The sequence below is a fragment of the Soehngenia sp. genome (assembly GCF_055108775.1).
On the sequence record NZ_JBSQIL010000036.1, the window covers coordinates 1 to 19,927 of the forward strand.

Sequence of the window (19,927 nt, forward strand, 5' to 3'; positions counted from 1 at the left end):
CTTTAAATTCTTCCTTTATAAAAGATATTATCTTGCTTTTATTCTATAAAATACTAATAATTTCGTATTGTTTTCCAGATAAATCAACCCTTTCCCCCTCATGTTTGCCTACAAAAGCATTATGAAGTGGAAATGCAGCAGTATTTATTGTTATCTCTTTCACTTCACCAGTTCCAAGCATTTTATATTCTACAAAACTTCCATTTCTAACTTCTACACTATTATTCTCCGGCCTATTTATATCTAAATAATTTTCTGATGATGCAGCAGACTCTTGTGAACTCAACGTATCATTGACACTTCTACCATACTCTCCTTTCTCTGGTGTTCCATATTCATCTATCAAATTAAATATTTCTTGAATTTCAGCAACATGTGTTTGTGTAAAATAAATTGATGTATCAGAATTTAATTCTATTTCACATTCTCCATAATTGTTATCAATATCCAAATTACAAATTGCTTTCTTCATCTCATTTTTAAAGCAATCTTTATTATTATCTCTAAACATTTTATATTTGCTAGCACAATTTTTACAAAGACAAAGATTAAGTTGATTCATTTCAATGCCATAATTAGATATTTCAGTTACTTCAAGAAATTGAATAGGTTCTCTACACATTTGACAAATTTTCACATCACTATCATTTGTGTACATTCCACTTATATAAGCTCTTACAACTTTAGGATTTTTACTAACCCTTATCTGTCTTAGAACTTTTTCATATTTAGTAGGATCAGCACAAAAAAATTGTTGTCTCACATGTTCAATAAGACTTTCCTTGTTTTTAACCATTTTATCTGGAAAATCCTTAGATACCCATTCTGTTCCATTAAAAGTAGATTCTTCTTCATCAACTTCCTCATCATCTATTGGTGTATTTTCATCAATTCTCATACCAAGTTCTCTAGCTAACTGTCTTAGCAAAATACTTTTATCCCGCTTATCTAAAGAATCCACCATCTCAAAAGTTTCAGCTTTGCTGTCTTTATCTGTTTCTATGAAACCAAGTATTTTATAAGCCTCTTTATCACTTATTACTTCTCCATATATTTCTTTATTTAAATCATACTTTGACATTCCTATTATGGGGCATAATTTTTCGTTCTTATCAAATAACCATTCTCCAGATTTGATTACATTTTCTAATAGACTTGAACTCTCTACTTGTTCATAAGGGTTATTTTTTCTATATTTAATACTACCTGATAATTTACCACTTATTTTAAGTAACATTTTCAATATCTCAGAAGATTTGTGTTTTGATAATTCTTTATTGGGATTTTTTTCAATATATCTAATATTTTCACTTAATTCAGCTATTTGAATTTTTGGGCAGTATTCTCCTAAGGCTTTCCAAGAGGGAGATGCTCCAAAACTATTAAAAGTTCTATCTCCATCTGTAACTAATTTAAAGCAAAGACCGAATTTCTCCAATTTATTAATTGAAATCCCATTACTTAAATAGAACTTTTCATCAATACAATACTTATGATAATTTATATCCCTATAATAAACTTCTAAATTAACTCCTTCTTCTGACACATTTGTGTATGACTCATGAGGTTTGGAAAACATAACTCTTCCTTCATTATTAATTGTACGTATTATATGAGAGTTTTTAAGAATCTCTTGAATAGCTTGAACTTCTCGAGTTTCATCAATTAATTTTATAATTTCAGTAATATCTTCTAGATATTCCTCATCTTGATTTTCAGAATTTTCAAAGTTAATTTTCTTATCAAATTTTATATATTTATTAACAACTTTTTCTTTTACATATTGAAAATTATTAAATTCCTTAATAGAAAATCCATCTTCAAGTAACAGTTTAAATTCTTTTGAAATATCAGAATTTACTATTGCAGACGCTACCACACTCTTATACTGACTTGATGAATTTAAATAAATATTAGGTTTTGCGTCCTTATATGCTTGTATCATAAATTGTTCTGCGTTCAAAATTATTGGAGCCTGCTTTAACAATTTCCATGCAGAACTTAAACATTCGCGTATAGAGCTTTCATATGGACCACTTCTTGAATAATAGCTCGTAAACTTACTACTATATAAAGATTCTCTATAATCAGATAAAATTTCATAGAAATCCTTTAATTCTTCCATACCTTTCCCATATAAATTAATATCTCTAATGTCATATTTACAAAGTCTATTTGCCCAAGATTCCAAATTAAAAATATTTATATGCAAATCATCTCTAAGCCAAGTAAAATATTCTGTAAAGTTACTTTCTCTCTCATTATTAAAAGCTGCAAATGCTTTAACTGTTCTAAAAGAATCAGAGAAAGTCTCCTTTTCTTTAAATTCTGCAATTCCAAAAGGGACTGCAATGGATACTTCATTCGTCCTTCTGCATTCTCCAGATTTATCAGGTAGCAGATTGTTTGACAAAAACATATTTGTAACTTTCTGCTTTAAATTAGGGAGCCTTTCCTCTTTAAATGCAACTAGAAGAACTTTTCTTAAAAACATTTGGGTAATTAAACCTTTTTCCCTCAATTCAAGTAATGATTCACAAATTAAATCTTCTAATTGTTCATATAAATAATCATTGAAAGCAGATGGTTCCATCAACTTTTCTCTTGATACTGCTGTTTCAAATGACCCATGAACCAAAAATGGTAGGTTTGTATCATCTTTCGTTGGAAAGTATACCCATACATTTGTGTTCTGCATTTCATTTATATTATTTGAACGGTTATTTAAACGATATGCAATACTTACCTCAGCGGAACTCATTTCAGAGTGGTCAAACTTTTTGCTAAACTTAATATAGTTTGAAATTTCTTCTTTACTACCGTATTCAGTTCCTTCAATACGACAAGTTTTAATATTATTATCTCTATTAGATTCATCTAAACTAATCATTGCATATTTATCAGTAATCTTATCAATCCAATAAAGTCTTTTTATACTTGATAGAAATAAAAGTATCTCACAGTCTAAAGCTTTTAATTTTTTTAAAACATCTTCCCCGTTAACAGATACTATATCACCCTGTTGATTTCTTTTAGCAAAAGGAATTACTATTTTTGTAAGATGTTCCTCTTTATCAAAAGGGCGATACTGATCACCAGAACTTAGACTATATCCAAGGTTAGCTTTTTCATAATTGAAATCCCACTTTTCCTCTAACTCTACAGGCAAAAGATAGTTTTCTATCCTGAAAGCCTCATAATCAGAATATATTTGAGGCTGATATGTATACTTAAATACAGACTTAAATCCCATACCAAAACGGCCTATAGTCTGGGCTGAATTTTTATCTTTTGTTCCCATAAGCATTGATGAAACGCCCTTAATATCTTCTTCATTAAATGCATCACCATTATGATAAAATATAAGCTTGTCTTTATAGTATTCAAAAATAACCTTTGTTGCTTTTTCGTCTTCAGCATTTTGTAATAATTCATAAACGAAATGATTGCTATCAGAATAATGTCCTGCTAATAAAGCCTCATATTTTTGTGGTTCTCTTGTCAATGCTTTCCATTCATCTCTATTTTTCTCATAAATTTTTTTATAATCAATCTTTCCCATAGTTAATTCTCCTCTTTTAATCTACATGTAAAATACCTTTAATTAATAGATTTGTATGAATATCTGCTTTAGCTATTATTTCATTCATGGATTTTTCTTGTATTTTATAATCTTTCTCCAATTTATCAAGTTGTGCTTGCCTCATTCGTTTGATTTTCTCATCTCCTGCGTTATTAATCATAGCGCGGAAAATAGCTAATCTCTGATTATACGAATGTTTCATCTGATCTAATCTATAATTACATTCATCTGAAACAATTTTAGTATATGCCACCTTCTCTTTTTGCCAGTATTCATAATGTAACTTGTCCATCGAATCCCACTTACTTTGAAATCTATCTGTTTCCACATTATATTCTGATGCAAACTGAAGATAATTAATAATATTTTTTTGCACCTCAATATTGTCACTAATTGCCACCATCTTTATATCAGGCCTTAGCCCCACATATTTCCAAGCATATATTAGAAATTCATAATCCCCAGATAAAAGTTCTGTATCATTTACACTTATTCCTATTTCACATGGAAACATCTTACTCTCATATTCTGCTGCTTGTATAACTAGCGGATGCATTTGTGTTAAAAACGTTATATTTCTATTATCTTTTGCACATACACTATCAAAGGTAACTTGAAGAGTTGGTTTATCAGATTTTAAATATGCTCCCCATAATTTACTTGCATTATTGTTATTTACAATCTGCTTTTTTCTAAATTCCGAAAGCATTTGATGACGTTTATCCACTGCCAAACGCAGGCTTTTTAATTCTGACTTTCCTCTAATGTATTCTCCTTGTCCCAGATAATCATTTAAAAACATTTCTGTCATATCTCTAATACTTTGAGGTGAAATCCAAGGATTTTCTGCATCCTGAACATCTTTATTCATTATATAGTTTGATAAGTCAAATCCAAAAAGAGATTTTTCATCCTGCTCCAATTTTCTCATCTCATTCACTTTCATTACTTCATTATCAGCCATCTGTTCAATTTTCAATTTTCTCTCTTCTTCTGATAATTCTGAATCAAACATAATATGTAAAATTTGCTCACTAATATCACCAAGTATTTCAGAACAATCCCCAATACTCGCCTCAAATACACCTATTTTACTTAGACACCTATCGTAAATAACTGCATCTATAGTATCCTCAGTAATTATATTATAAATTTTAACTGTATCGCTTTTTTGACCACGCCTATCAATACGTCCAATTCTTTGCTCAATACGCATAGGATTCCATGGCAAATCATAATTAATCATAGTGTCACAGAACTGATAGTCCAAACCTTCACATCCAACTTCAGTAAACAATAATACATCAATTGAATTTTTATCATTTTTATCCAGCATAAACCTCTTTCTAAGCTCATATCTTTCTTCATCAGGAACGGATCCATCAACCTGTGCAACTCTAATATTTCTTTTTTGTAGATTTTCCTTTATATATCTCAATGAATGGCGGAATGAACTAAAAATAATAATTTTATTATTTTCTTCTTTCTGTTTTTGCATAATAACTTCATAAATTTTTTCAAATTTAGGATCATCTTTTGGAAGGTTTCTTGATAAAGCTACTATATCTTCAGCTAATTTATTTAAAAAGCTTCCATAGTCGTTACTTTCATCAATATCATATTCATATAATTCGCCATCTTCCTGTATTTGCTCTAAACGTCTTGAAACCAATGAATTTAAAAATGGAGCTAGCCCATATATACAACTTGCAGCTTGTCTCATAATAGTACACATCATAAATCTTACACTTCTACTTCCATGTAGTTGTGATAATGCAATACTCTCAAATTCAATTAAAGCTTCATATAGATTCTTTTGCACATCATTAAATGGTACCTCTATAGTTAAAGTTCTTCTAATACAAAATTCTTCTATATCTTTCCTTCTAGTTCTATTTATTATGTTATTGAAAGAATGAAGACCTTCTATCATTGTTAATAATTCTATTTTTTCTTCCCTTGTAATTCTCTCTTTTTCAGTATAATTATAGATCTTCTCAAAATTTGGATTGTGCTGAACAACGTTTCTTCCCCAAGTTGTGTCTAATACTTGGCTAAGTTCATGTTTTGCTTCTTCCTGCCAGTTTGCTTCTTGTTTTCTTACTATTCTAAGTAAATTATTGATGTTTCTATTTGGTTCAGACATGGTATTAAAGGTTTCTTTGTCAATAATTACATCTGGTCTTAAAAGATTAAGTAATGTATACAAATCATTATCGCTATTTTGCAGTGGTGTAGCTGTAAGAAATACTACTGCATCAGCATTTCTACAAAATAACTCTACCCCTCTATACATCCATGTGTTGGCATTTCTTATGTGATGTGCCTCATCTACAATTACCAAATCAAAATGAGGCAGAGGATCTAACTCTGATAAACCAATGTTCTTTTTTCTTTTACTACTTTCCGATTGCGTACCCATTATTGTGTCTTCATTAAACAATGAATATGGAATAACTGTTTTATTATGACGTTCTGGCCATTCTCCATCTCTATTAGTTTCACCAATAGCGTCTTGCAACTCTTTTCCACCTAACTGTGTGAAATTTTCATCAAATCTTTTCATTTCTGTTTCCCATTTTCGCTCAGCTACTAAGGGTCTTGGACATATAATCAGGGCAGAATTAATGTTAGATCGTGCTTCAAGCTCCTTCAAAATAAGTCCAGCTTCAATTGTTTTTCCTACCCCAACATCATCTGCCACTAACAATCTTGGAGTATCTGATTTAATTAATTTTAAAGCTGGTCTAAATTGATATGGAACAAAATCTATCCTTGCAGAATTCAAAGAATACAGATTGCTTGTACCAGGATTGTTAATTTGATATGCAGTTAAAGCAGACTTTACTCGATTTAGCGATACAAGCCTGCTTTTATTTTTTTCAACTTTTAAAACAATTTGTTCTTTATAAAATGACTGTATGCTGCCATTAATAAGTACAGAATATTTATCCCCATTAATGCCAATGACAGCGCCAACAATAGAAGCATCGCTTACAAGAGTAACAACACTTCCAATAGAAATTTCCTTCTCATCATCACCAAAACTCTCTACTTTATTTAAATATATCTCTGCTTTTTTAGAATCCTCTATTTCCATATCTTTATCTTCTTCTACGTCAAAAATGAATTCTTCTAAATCCCTAGTTTCTTTCATTGTTGCATCAAATGTCTGCAATAATTCAATAATAATTTCAACATCAGCAATAACTTTTGCCTTAGTAATATCCTTATAAGTAATATGTGCCCAGCTATTTCTTACTTCCTGCATTTTTCTAATGTTCGCTCTTTCTTTATTATTAACAAAGAATGAGCTAGTTATTAAAAACCAATTTCTGTCAAAAACTCTAAGCAAAGAGGCTAAATCCAGCCCCTCTATTTCGTGGACATCATTATTAATTACATTTTCTCTTTGTAAATCACTTAAATTATTGATTATTAGTTCATCCCACCAATTATCAGTTATCTTAGGCAATCTATTTTCTAGCCACATAACCATTCTCTCATTCAATCTAAACATGAATTCATTCATCTTGCTAATTATACTTGAGTGATTCATCTTCTTCCCCCCTAAAATGTACCTGCTATATCTATTTCGAACTTATATCTATTATATATTTTTCTTTCATCGTCCATATCTGCTAAAATTAAATAATAATCTTGCTTTCTATCATATTTCCCACTTTTTAATGTGAATTTTTCTGTCACAACTCGTTTTTGTGCATCTGACTCTTTGCTATTTGCAATGATAGGAACATCATATGAAATTTTCCTTGCGTTACTATCAGCAAAAAATGCTATTAACTTTCTTCCTTTTATTACATCAGATACAGGTTCCATCTGTATAAAATCAAGTTTAACTTCAATCCCTGTAATCTTATTGGTAAATGATGATAATTCAACATTTACAATTCCTGTATCTTTCTTACCTGTTGCAGTCTTAACTTTAATTACAGGTACTATCATTTCTTGAAGTGAGGATCCACCGTGAACATAATTTTGCCCTCCCCCTGGAGCTTTGATAATATCAGCTCCCCTAGGTGTAGTTACAAATAATTTATTATTATTACCTAGATATTGAAGTTTTCTACTAATAACCGCATCATTTGAAATCCCCTCTGATGTCAATAAGTATCTTTTATTAACAAAGGGTACAGTCTTTTTATCTAATGTTATCTTATCACTTTCAACTAATTTATTTCTTTTATATATGAAGCCATGATCCGCTGTTATTAAATACCTTGTAGCTGATACATACCCAGTTATTCTTCTAATAAGCGCCTGGATTTCTTCTATGGCCTCTTGGCAGGCATTAAAAACTTCATTTTCTGACTTCATATTTTCTCCACGGTTATCAATTTGATTATTATATATATAGACAACTTCTTTATCCTGAAGCATTGCACGTATAGTTTCTTTTTTGGCATTTTTTACTTCATCAAATTGTAAACATATTGATTTAGGAACATAGGTTTTTAGTATTCTTTCTCTGTCTGCAAGGCTATTTCCACATTGCAATCCATCCACTGTTATTCCAAAAGTTTCGTCAATAACAATTTCCTTATGTGGAAGCAAAGAAGCCATTCCGAGTGTAGTTTCTGAAGGTAATACACTTAACATATGGCTTATACTTGCATCACACTTTTCATCCATTGAAAAATTATCCATAAGTTCCTTCGCACATTCATATCTAAATCCATCTGAAATAATTACAATAACTCTTCCTTCTCTTCCATCTTCAATCATGAATGGTTTTACATAACTTTCGTAAAATTCTTCCTGTTTTGTTTCAGTATATTTTTTATATAATTCATCTGATAATATTCCATTCCATTTATAAGAAAAGTCGCTTAAATACTTATTAGTATATATATTTTCAACTAAGTCCTTTATCTTCTCTATATCTTCCGATAATCCAACCTTATCCATATAATAGTAGAACTTTCTATAGTATAAATCTATTTTGTAGGTTTCATTAGCATAGTAATCCACCACTTCTTTCAATAAGGGCTTGAACTCGTGAAGTGATATTTGTTTTATTAAATTATAAGCATTATAAAGCATTAGATATTGAGTTCTAAACTTCTCAGCATAATGGTAAGATGTCTTTATCCTACTTTCACATATTTCAGGAATTTTTAATTCTGCTATTTTTTCATCAAGCATATTATCTTCGATTTTTGCAATAATCCAACTAATAATATTGATATCAAATAAATCAAATGCATCACAAGCTACTACTTTTTCAAGTGGAATATTCTTTATTAATTCCTCAGCTCGTAATTCATAAGCTAAAGTATCTGACATTTCATCATAGCACTCTTTAGTTTGATCATTATTCATTAGATTTTTTATAAATACAACATTATCGTTATGTTTCTCAGATACATATGCTTTCCATTCCTTTGGCAAAGATCCTTCTGTTACTGTATCTATATATGTTATAACCATAGTTTTGAATAAATTCTTAACTGAAGGATCTGAATCACGATATCCATAATACTTAGTACAAAAGTCCCAAAATACCTTGTGTATCTTATAGTATTCCATCTTTTTAATTATTGGATTTTCATTTTCTTTTTCTGCTAAGAAAATCTTTCTTAATAATTCCTCAAAATTTAGTATTCTTACACCTGCAAGAACACATAAAATTCCTAATGTAATGTTTGATTTAGAGTATTCTGAAATCTGTAAATCTTTGAATTTCTGTGTATTCCCAGAAGACCAAAATCTCTTATATTTTTTCACTTCATCCTGACATTCTACTGGTATTCCTAATTCACCACATAGCTGCACAATCTTATCTGAATAGAAATGCTGTGAATAATAGAATGTATCTGCAAGATGATTTTCTCTGTCATCTGGACGTTTAAAAGGTGCATATACAAGATAGTTACTATCTGGATCACGTTCTTCTAACAAAAGTTTAGTCTCAAACCAATTATCATCTGTTAAAATGCGTATTTTATTTCCATCTGTCAGCTTCAGCTCCTCAATATCTTCTTGATATTCAGCATCCTCATCATACCAGAACACTATTTTTCGTTCTGTTCCTGAGAGCATAGTATCAATTTTATTTTGTATTTCTAATAACTCCATAATAGTTACCCCTTTCTTGCAGATAAAACCTTATGAGCAAGTCTATTTTTTTCTGCTTATTATCTCCCAATGTCCACTATACCCTCTTCCAACATATTTTACATTGGTCATTTTCTTCATCTGCCTCTCCACGGTCTTTTCACTTATCAGCTTGATGATTATAATTCCTGCAAATTAACTTCATCTTGACCGACACTCTGACCGACATCTTCACCGACATTTTGACCGACTCTTTTACTATCTGGTCCTACCTTAGCTGTTGCAATATTTTTGAGTGGTATAGTAATTCTAAAAATATCACCTTCGTCAAAAGTTGGTGTGCCACCAGAATAAAGCTTTGTATTAATATCATTAAATTTTCGCAAGTAAATCTACAGACTGCTTCTTTGATCCTTCGCTTGAAACTTCTACACCTTGAAACAACTGATAATTATGCTTTACACCATCATCAAGATCTATTTCTATTCTCTGCAAAGCAACATGTGCAATTGCCTGATCATATATTTTTATTTCACTTAGCTGCTTAATGTATTTATCTCTATCTTTAGTTGCCTTTGCTCTGTCTACAGCACTTGTAGATGAAGATATGATATACTCTGCATTTTTTAGTGCACCTTCAATTGCACCCTGTGTCTTATGAAGATAATCTGCTCTAATACGTCCAACAGTATCTTTATCATAACGATGCATGTAAATAAGTGCTTTAAATCCATTTTGTTTACCGGAATCAAACATCCAGTATATTGGACGTTTTTGATATATTTTACAATGATCTTTGTAAAAATTTTTTATAAAATAGTTCCTTATAACTTCTCTTGAACTTTTTCCCTTTCCACCAAGTGAATCTGCAATAAATTGAATATTTTCTTCAAGAGTATCCTCACCATATACAACTTTTACAAAATCAACAAATCTGTACACTATATCATCGTCAAAATACTCTTCGTCAGTAATAGGAATAATATTATCAGCATCAGGAATAAAAGTACTATATTTGCTGTTATCCCACTCTCCACCAGCATAAATAAGACCTTCTACATCTAAAGAATATCTGCCAAGCATACAGCCAACTGCGTAAGAAATAAAGCTTTTAATATCTCTTTCTAAATCAGCTTTACGTACTGTTATATCTTTATCATCTACTTCTGGTGATAGTTCATCTTGTAATCCATAGATGTCAATAAAAATACAATTAAGTTCCTCTTCGTTTGTTTTTAAGATATTAAACTGTACTTCAGAATTGCTTTCCCATATTTCATAGACATCTTTTATTCTATGTTTACACATTTGATTGTTGTCATAACTTGATCCATTCTGATAGCTAATTAGAGGATGTTTTTTGAAATCCCACGAAGTTTCAAAACTATCCCAATCATTTTTCGAAATTTCTATATTGGTACATACTTTTTCTGTAATACTAGATATATTTTCATTTTTTACACATGGTAGTCCTCTAATATCCTCTGGCATTATATTGATTGTTGGGTTCATTAAGTTTAAAAAATGCGTGGTTACTTTCGAATTAAAATATCCTAATATAGTAAATAAATCATGTGCATCATTTTTTTGATATATATCATTTGTAGAACTTTCGTATATAAATCCTTTGGGACTATATCTAAATCCAAGCATTCCACTTGTTATTCTTGACATTTCAATTCCCTCATTAAAAGAATATTCAACACCTCCTAACCTAGCTTTAATTCTTCCTTTTTCATCTAGTGAATTCTTAATCAAGTATCCATCATTTTGCCAATAAACAAAATACTCATTGTTTCCGTACCACTTTCTATATGTTCCTCCTTTATTGCATGGTTTCCAGTTATCAGTTGGAAATTTCACTTCAGTCCATCTTCTTAAATAGCGTTCATTATCTCCTGTTGAAATCCCATTTCTGACAATATAATAATCTGATATCTTTTCAGATTCATATGATAAAAATGTATTATTCCCTGCCCAGTATGCAATTGGACTTCCTTGGATTATTTCATACTTTTCATCACTAATTTCATAAAAATACCCACATTCCTTATCCGTTATAGCATGTAAAACTTTTTTCTTCTGTACATCCATTCCACCTTTAAATTCAGAAAGTTTAAAGTATAAACCCTTTTGACTTTCTTTTCCGTTTTTCAATACAAAACAACAAATTGGCACTGTAGCTTCTTCAAAGGCTGAATATTCCATTTGAACTAAAGTTGTGATAGATTTTTCATTTATTATATATTTTCTTAATTCTTCATATGTTTTTATAAACATCCAAACAAATGGAGTCATAAACCCTGAGTATCCATTTAATTTGCAATAGTCGAAATTTCTATACATAAAAATAGAGAACAAATCTCCGCTATAAGGCTTATATTTTTCAGTAACAAATTTCTTTAGCTGCCCCTCTAACTTATTCATATAAGGAGGATTAGTACATACAACAGTATACTTTTGGCTCATCATCAATGCTTGTTCTGCTATTATCTTCATTATCGGCATAATTTCCCTATACCAATAATCGCTATCGATTGTAATTTGCCCTGATAAATTGCAGCTATTCAGGTATTCTATAAAGGCTTTATAGTCATAATCTTTAACAGTCAGCAAACTACCAATTTCTTTTGCATGTTTATAAGCACTTACTAGATAATCACCAACTTTATTTTGCTCTTCATCATTGGTAACATCTTCGCAAGTAAATTTAGTTATAGTATTAGTTTCATATATTGAAAAAACTTTAGGTTCAATTCCTCTTGTAAAGAATCTTCTATCATAACTTCTTGCTTTCATCATAACAGCGAAATACGTAAATTGATAAGCACGATTATCAATATCCAAACCAAAAATATTGTTTTCAACAATTGATTTCGCTGCATCTCTTTCTATGTAACCACATTCTTTATAAATCTCCATAAGAACATCAAATGCATACACAAGTATATGCCCACTACCCATACATGGATCAAAAAAAGTTATCTCTTCTGGAGCCACTTTTTCATTTATATATTGTATTTGTCCATTTTTAGGGGTAACAAAATACTCAAGTTTATCTTGTAAATTGCTTTCAGGGTTTCTTTCAATCCAATATCTACCTAGGGAGTTGTCTACCATATAACGAACAACCCAATCAGTAGTAAAAAGTTGAGTAGCTGCTGGAATATCCTCTTTTTTTATTGTCCCTTTGTAGATATTGATGACTTCATTCTTACGTTCTTCATTATAGTACTGATACATCCAGCCAATAATCTCGACTTGCCCTTCTCTTTCAACATCAAAATTTTCTTCTGGTACAGAGTCGATGAGCATTCTAACTACACCATCAGTTGTATAAGATATTTTTAACAATAGTTCCATATAATCATCTGTTTTTTCAAATAGACCTGGTAAAATTTCATTTAACTCATTGCACTGTTTTATAAACAGCATTCTAAAAGCATCATCATATCTGTTTTCTTCTTTAGCCTTTTGTACATTTTCTAATTCTTCAGGTGCCATATTCAAATCAACATCTAAAATTTGTGTAACAATATCAGGTTCTCTTTTTCCTGCTACTTCAGATGAAAGAACTCGAATTCTTGTTGGTAGATAGTCATTAACTTCCATAAAACGGATTGCTATTAATCTATTGAACCAAGTATAAGCAGTTTCTTCCATTACTTGCTCAAATCCATGCTCTTCTATTGCTTTAGCAAGGTTAGCTCTCTTTTTTATAGTGTTTCCATATATTCTATTTTCAGTCCCTGCAATAGTTTTATAAACTTCAAAATCATTACCCTTTTGGATTGCTTCACTGCATCCTTCTTTGGTAACTCCATATAAGCCTGCTTCAGTAACAGCTGATTTTTTAAGAATTTTACGTGCTTCCACTGCAAAATTCTTAATTGCTCCTTTATCCATAGCTTCCTCCATCCATGTCCCGTATTTTAACTTAATTTGATTACAGTATCCTTTTTTAATTTAGATACTAATTCCTTACGAATTTCTTCTATAAATGTATTCACATCTTCTTCTGTCTTAATTGCATAAGTTTTGTTTCTAGTAAGAGTTCTAATTCCTATAGGAACAGTTTTTATAATATTTAATGGTTCTGGTTTCTCACGAACTATTGGAGTATCTCCATCTGATTTTTCCTTATCTTTTTCAATAGTTTTTTGATAAAATTCCTCTTCTTTATTTATCTCATTAAGACAATTCTGACATAAAGCATTACTTTCAGAAGGAATCCCATTTAATGCTGCTATATCATGTGTTCTATCTACTTTATTAATCAATTCACTAAATTTCTCTTCAAATTTTTTCTTTAGCCTTTCAGCATATGGTCTTTCAACTATTAGTGCTTCTATAACAAGCCTTCTATCAGACTCAACTTCTGGTTTAATGCGAGCAGCATCATTTTCAAGTAGTAAAAGAATAGCATCTCCTAATTGTTTTGAGATAGTCTCAAGCTTTGTTATTAAGCTATAAGGCTTTTTAATACTAATAATTTTCTTTATCTGATCTGCATATTCTATAATACTCGTATCAGATATGAAGTTTTTACTTGCTTCGTATATACTAAGAATTTCACAAGCTTTATTAAAAATATTCTTCTGTACACCACCTAAAAAACTATTAATATCTGTAAGTTCAAGTGCTACTTCATCAAAATCATCATACAAATCATCAATTCTTCTATAGAAAGTCATTGGATCAACTATACTCTCTGTATCATTAATTAGTCTTATAGCTTTTTCTAAAACTGCCTTTCCTGGGAGAATAGGATTTAATCTATAGTCTTCTTTTAGGCATTCTTCAAGTTCTCTTCTTTTTACTTCTGCATGATGTCTATAATCTCTCATTAAAGTGTCAGCATCATCAGTAATAACTGATTTCCCAAAAAAATCTCTAATTACATCTTTAACTGCTTTTATCCATTTTGTTTTTGGACTTTCTTTAAGTTCAAGCAATATTTTTTCTCTAAACTCTTTTTTAGTAATATACTTAAAGGCATCTTCTGGCAAAGTACTTGCTGGACTATATACAACACTATTCATTTTTAATGCTATTTTACCTTTTTTATATAATGTCGCAATTAAATATTGCACATCTTCATCAATATAACCGTAAGGAGCTGCCATAAATTTATCCATAGCCTGCTTAACAGAAAATTTAGCGCCCATTTTCACTGCATATTGAATAGTAGCCATTAATCCATTTAATGCTTCATGATTAGGCTCAGCTATACCTCCTAAATCTAGTGAAAGCTGTATTTTATTTTTCTTTAGCATATCCATAATATCGGATTGCCCAGGTTCTGTTTGCATATCTTCTAGTTTACTGTATTCACTTGTGATAAGTTTTCGAAGTGCTTCATTTACTCTATTTAAAACGTCCTTAGTCTTAATAGCTGCTTTTTCACCATTTACATAAATATCTGATGTCTCTATTGCCATTCTTACATAATCACGGATTCGTTCAACCTTATCTTTTCTTTCCTTCTGTTTAGCAATTCTAATTATTTCATAATTAGACATAGTTCCAACATCCTGCTTATTTAAGAATTTTGTAATTTTTAACATTTCTTCTGCTTCACTTAAGTATGAATAATCATCTGATAATCGAACTATAACACTTTTCTCTGTTGCTGAGAGCATAGTTAAAGCTATATCAGATTTTTCACCACTGTATGCTGTTAGCAGATGTAAACTAATTGACTGGTTCTGATTATTTTTATAGAATCTATCATCGATTTTCTGGTTAAAAGAAAATTGATATCTATTACTATATTTAAATTTATTATTTGTTAAAACAATAACCTCATCAAAGGCAACCTGTGCTATGTAATTCACAATATCCTTAGGATCAATATTTATATTCCTAATAGCATTTTCTGCTTCCTGTTCTTCATTAGTAAGAAATGAATAGATTTGTCCATTCCTCTGAACTAACATTTCATCACATAATAATCTTAATGACGCTTCAACTTTCTTTCTTAACTCAATTCTATCTTCATTTATATTTGAAATCATTAATGTTGTAAGGTTTTCCACATTTTTAGGGAAATTCTCTACATATTTAGTCATAAATAATACTTTTAAAAGTTCAACGTCAAATTCTTTTAATCTTGTGTTTTTTGCAGCTTGAATTATAACAATACGATGAGTATGGTCAATAAAGTTCTCCAATGCTCCATAAAATTGATTAAATGGTACAATTATTCCTTCTCTTTCATCCTCATATTTTTCTGCAGCCTCTTTAAAAAGTGCAAGCATAGATCTTTCACCTTCTGCTAAATGCTTTCCACTGGCTCCATGCTGCCTTATCGCTGTAAGAACATTTCCTAAAAGATTAAACTGATATGGAATAAATGGATAGACTTCAGAAAAATCTTCATTGTCTGAATATAACGGCATAAATGGTGTACCTTCACTAAAAGTTATAAGATTTTTAATAACTGATTCATACTTATCATATAAATTCTCTAAAATAGCAGTTGCCTCTTCTGATTTAAAAAGAATACGCTTTCTGATAACCTCGTCCACATTAGCTGATGATAATGGTATTCTTGTATCGAATCTACCTTGAATCTTAGAAAAATTATCTCCAATGGTTTTTGTTATAGAATCAATATCCTGTTGACTTGTAACAACAATCCAAGCATGTCCACCGCAAGCAGTTCCTAAATCTTCTGTAACTGTTTGTAAGTTTAACATTAGCTTCCCATCATCAGCTATATATTGACCAATTTCATCTACCAAAAATAAAACATGATGATTCTTTCCTTTACTTTCGCAATATGTTCTAACATAATCTGCAAATTTTTCTATTGATAAACTATAAGAACTCTGTGCATTTTCAGCCCAATTATGTGCTTCTCTATCACTCATAATATCCAGATCTACTAATACTTTTATAATTATGTCCTGTATAAAATAAAAATTATTTCTCTTTTTTTCCCATGTTGAACCGTCAATTTCTTTAAACTTTGCTTTAAAATCATTAAATTTTCCATCAAAATCTATTTTTCTTTCTAGTTCAGCAAGAAAGGGAATAGAACCGCAATACCCCATATGATCATTAAATACTTTCATAAAAACTTCAACAATAGCATTCTTGTTGATTTTTGAACCACTCTTAGAATCTATGTTAAACAATATTACATCTGTATCTTGGCTATAACTTGACACCATTTCTATCTTTTTTTTCAAAGTTTCCTTAGAAATTTTAGCATCCTCTAAAAAGAAGCTTGTAGCATTTCTTATATTTCCTTCTTTGTCTTTTACTACTTTATCTTCTAGAATATAAGACAATATCTTTAAAAAATGAGATTTACCACTTCCAAAAAATCCTGAAATCCATACCCCCATTTTATCTGTTCTTTCATTCAGACCTTTTGTATATGCATCAAAGAATCTATCCATATATTTTTCTAGTTCAGAGGTTACTACATATTCATCTAATTCTTGAAATATATTCTCATCATCCGATTGCCCAACCTTAATAACACCTTTTATATCTCTATTAATTTTTTTGTAAAACATATCTTTTATCTTCATTCGAATTCCTCCTAACCAATTAATGGAAATGCTCGATAATAGTTGTCATCTTTTAAGGTTCCAAATAAACGTAAAACCTGACCATCCCATTTACCAGGATAAAACATGACTACTGGTACTTTATCTAACACTTGACCCAAGTTATTTAATATATTATGAGACCTTACAAAAGGGAATGCTTTCCCCACACCTGTTAAAAATACAACAGCATTATTTGGGGTTTCATCAATTATTTTATTAATAATTAAGTTATCATCATCTGTAAGTTTAAGCATAGTAGATACTGCATTAAACATAAAATCTCTGCCTTTTGTCTTTTCGAAATTAATGCACATATCAATGTAACCTTCATCCTCCAATATTTCTATTATCATTTTATATAAATCATATTCAACTATCTGAAATCCATCTGCATCTTTACTGTTTTGTCTTCTTAATGCAGCTATTTTATTCCTAACTATAAGCTCATTACATGCCTCATAATCAAAAACATAATATCTAACCTCATTTGCGACACCTTTATTAGCCAAAAATTCTTTGTCTGATATGCGATTCCATATACCATCCAATTTATCTTTAAATTCCATTATCTTTCTCCTGTAATTGCAATCAAGTATTTTTCCATATTGTTTCTCATCAAGATATCTCTTAAATCTTGATCTATATATACTCTACAAATTTTCTTATTCTTCTTTGTTCCTTCTATAAGACCAGCTTCAAACAAATATCTACTATATGTCTGCTTTATTTTAGCTATAGAGGAATCACTCCATCCTGCAATCTTTTCACTTTGTTTAGATTTATTTGTAAAAAACACATTAAAATCAATGTCTTCAAATATATAGTCAGCCATTCTTAATTTATCACGGTATACCTCATACACAAATTCAAACAACAGTAAATCTGTGGCCATGGCTGATATAAACACAATTATTTTCGCTGTACTGATGTCTGTTTTAATTAATTCTTTCAATAATTCTTCTGGCAATGCCTGAAGACGCTTTTTTATACAATTGAACTCTCTTCGAATTCTATCTAACTTATTTTGTTGATATAAGTTATTTTCAATAACTAACTTCTCAACTTCACTATATGAATTTTCTTGTAGTAACTTCGCTGTTTCACGAGTTTCCACAAACCATAATAACTTACTTACTATTCCTGCACTATATTCCATTTTATTTATCAACCTCTTTCTTCTCGTAATTTATAATATCCCCAAAATCACAATCTAAAGATTGACATATTTTTTCCAAAATGCTCATGGACACTACTTCCCCCTTACTCATTTTTGCAAGGGTACTACTACTAATACCAATCACTTCAACTAAGTCCATTTTCTTCATTTTTTTGTCAATTAATAATTTCCATAATCCATTATAAGAAACAGCCATATTTTTTCTCCTCTATATTCTTATATACAATTTGTTATCTCGCTGACTATTCTCGTTATAAAAATAAACTCAACTGATTTTAGTATACTATTTTTTCATGCTATTTTTCAAATTAATCTTTCGATAAATCAAAACTATTTTTTACAAAAGAGAATTTAAGTTTTTTCATTATGTAATAGTTAGTACGTTCAAAATAAATTATATCTCTCAATCTCTATTCAAATATTATCAAACAACTATTTTCTTTCTCTGAAATATCTAAATTTACGTCTTCATACTTCTAATAAAGAGAGCTCCAAAACCCAGAAGGAAAATTTCTTAACTTTTTACTAAGTACTAAATCATACGTTTCACAATTATCTAAATAAATTAAATTTCTTAATCTGTAACTCAACTAACCATCACCTCATAAAATTAAATCTTATTTTGATTATGGACAAGGTGTTAGTTTTATATACAAAAATATCAAATATCATCACATAAATACTGCAAAAAAATAGATGCCCTAAAGCACCTATAGAGAAAATGATTTTAATGAAACTCTTTAGAGCTTCTACAGTATTAAGAGGTTTAAAAATTAAATGTTCCTACAACTTTAGTAGTACTATCATAATAATCCTTAGCAACTTCTTCTATTCCTTCACAAATCTTTTTAAGATTGCATCTGCTACAATCTTTTATTACTCCATTTTCAAGTAAAGAGCAACTTAGCTCATCATCATAAGTAGAATTTTTAATTGCTAAAGCAATCTGCAGCTTATCAAAGCTCTGTCCATCTTTAGAACATACTGTTATCTTATCTTTTATCATCCTAACACCTTCTTAATTAAAATTTTTTTGATCTGTCTTTAAATTATTAAAGTCCATCACAAAAGATATACACCTTTGACCTTTAGAAACTCTTCTTCTCAAGAGTTTCATTAAATTCCTTCTAACCTCTAATCTGTAGAGGCTTTTACCTTCCCTCATTAAACCTTTTATAAAAAAAAGAATTTCGTTACTCTCTATATCAACCTCCTCACAAAAGATATATGCATTTATCTCCTTTATAAACTCTTAGAGTTTAATTAAATTTCTTATCACATTTATTAATTATTGTTAGATTTTTCAACCTGGACCTAGGAATATATATAGATATCTATATAACTATATATCTATATATAGTGTTTATGCGGCTTCAGAGCATTTTGCTAATAAAACCAGGTTGAATTTCACATTAATTATTTTAACTTTTTCATATATCTAAATTAAATAAGAAAATGTTGAGGAGATATGAATATGAAAAAGAAAAGTTTTAAGAAGACAGTAAATGAAAATGAATTATCTTT

10 protein-coding genes are annotated in these 19,927 nt (G+C 29.9%); all 10 read right to left on the reverse strand.

Annotation, left to right across the window (positions count from 1 at the left end):
* Nucleotides 1-43: 43 nt before the first annotated feature.
* Nucleotides 44-3,562, reverse strand: coding sequence for a sacsin N-terminal ATP-binding-like domain-containing protein (locus tag ACTB1H_RS05870; RefSeq protein WP_463261904.1), 3,519 nt, complete (start codon nt 3,560-3,562; stop codon nt 44-46).
* Between the two features lie 16 nt (nt 3,563-3,578).
* Nucleotides 3,579-7,142: a helicase-related protein gene (locus ACTB1H_RS05875; protein WP_463261905.1), complete on the reverse strand. Its 3,564-nt coding sequence runs from the start codon at nt 7,140-7,142 to the stop codon at nt 3,579-3,581.
* Between the two features lie 11 nt (nt 7,143-7,153).
* Nucleotides 7,154-9,682, reverse strand: a complete 2,529-nt coding sequence (gene pglZ / locus ACTB1H_RS05880; RefSeq protein ID WP_463261906.1) for a BREX-1 system phosphatase PglZ type A — start codon at nt 9,680-9,682, stop codon at nt 7,154-7,156.
* 158 nt (nt 9,683-9,840) lie between these two features.
* Entirely contained in the window at nt 9,841-10,047 is a 207-nt protein-coding gene (locus ACTB1H_RS05885) for a hypothetical protein (RefSeq protein ID WP_463261907.1), read from the reverse strand.
* Nucleotides 10,034-13,567, reverse strand: a complete 3,534-nt coding sequence (gene pglX, locus ACTB1H_RS05890) for a BREX-1 system adenine-specific DNA-methyltransferase PglX (protein WP_463261908.1) — start codon at nt 13,565-13,567, stop codon at nt 10,034-10,036. Before pglX ends, ACTB1H_RS05885 begins: the two co-directional genes overlap by 14 nt.
* A 26-nt stretch (nt 13,568-13,593) precedes the next feature.
* Nucleotides 13,594-17,205, reverse strand: coding sequence for a BREX system P-loop protein BrxC (gene brxC, locus ACTB1H_RS05895; protein ID WP_463261909.1), 3,612 nt, complete (start codon nt 17,203-17,205; stop codon nt 13,594-13,596).
* A gap of 11 nt (nt 17,206-17,216) precedes the next feature.
* The gene (locus tag ACTB1H_RS05900; RefSeq protein ID WP_463261910.1) at nt 17,217-17,792 is read right to left on the reverse strand and encodes a DUF1788 domain-containing protein; all 576 of its coding nucleotides are present in this window, start codon (nt 17,790-17,792) and stop codon (nt 17,217-17,219) included.
* Nucleotides 17,792-18,382, reverse strand: a complete 591-nt coding sequence (locus ACTB1H_RS05905) for a DUF1819 family protein (protein ID WP_463261911.1) — start codon at nt 18,380-18,382, stop codon at nt 17,792-17,794. The genes ACTB1H_RS05900 and ACTB1H_RS05905 overlap by 1 nt, the downstream gene beginning before the upstream one ends.
* A 1-nt stretch (nt 18,383) precedes the next feature.
* Nucleotides 18,384-18,599, reverse strand: a complete 216-nt coding sequence (locus ACTB1H_RS05910; RefSeq protein WP_463261912.1) for a helix-turn-helix domain-containing protein — start codon at nt 18,597-18,599, stop codon at nt 18,384-18,386.
* Nucleotides 18,600-19,169: 570 nt separating this feature from the next.
* On the reverse strand, nt 19,170-19,409 hold the full coding sequence (locus tag ACTB1H_RS05915) for a hypothetical protein (RefSeq protein WP_463261913.1): 240 nt from the start codon (nt 19,407-19,409) through the stop codon (nt 19,170-19,172).
* Nucleotides 19,410-19,927: the final 518 nt, after the last annotated feature.

What these genes read in the sequence shown, in the direction of transcription:
- ACTB1H_RS05870 (WP_463261904.1), bottom strand. Translation starts at nt 3,562, where the DNA reads ATGGGAAAGATTGATTATAAAAAAATTTATGAGAAAAATAGAGATGAA.
- ACTB1H_RS05875 (WP_463261905.1), bottom strand. Translation starts at nt 7,142, where the DNA reads ATGAATCACTCAAGTATAATTAGCAAGATGAATGAATTCATGTTTAGA.
- pglZ (WP_463261906.1), bottom strand. Translation starts at nt 9,682, where the DNA reads ATGGAGTTATTAGAAATACAAAATAAAATTGATACTATGCTCTCAGGA.
- pglX (WP_463261908.1), bottom strand. Translation starts at nt 13,567, where the DNA reads ATGGATAAAGGAGCAATTAAGAATTTTGCAGTGGAAGCACGTAAAATT.
- brxC (WP_463261909.1), bottom strand. Translation starts at nt 17,205, where the DNA reads ATGAAGATAAAAGATATGTTTTACAAAAAAATTAATAGAGATATAAAA.
- ACTB1H_RS05900 (WP_463261910.1), bottom strand. Translation starts at nt 17,792, where the DNA reads ATGGAATTTAAAGATAAATTGGATGGTATATGGAATCGCATATCAGAC.
- ACTB1H_RS05905 (WP_463261911.1), bottom strand. Translation starts at nt 18,382, where the DNA reads ATGGAATATAGTGCAGGAATAGTAAGTAAGTTATTATGGTTTGTGGAA.
- ACTB1H_RS05910 (WP_463261912.1), bottom strand. Translation starts at nt 18,599, where the DNA reads ATGGCTGTTTCTTATAATGGATTATGGAAATTATTAATTGACAAAAAA.
- ACTB1H_RS05915 (WP_463261913.1), bottom strand. Translation starts at nt 19,409, where the DNA reads ATGATAAAAGATAAGATAACAGTATGTTCTAAAGATGGACAGAGCTTT.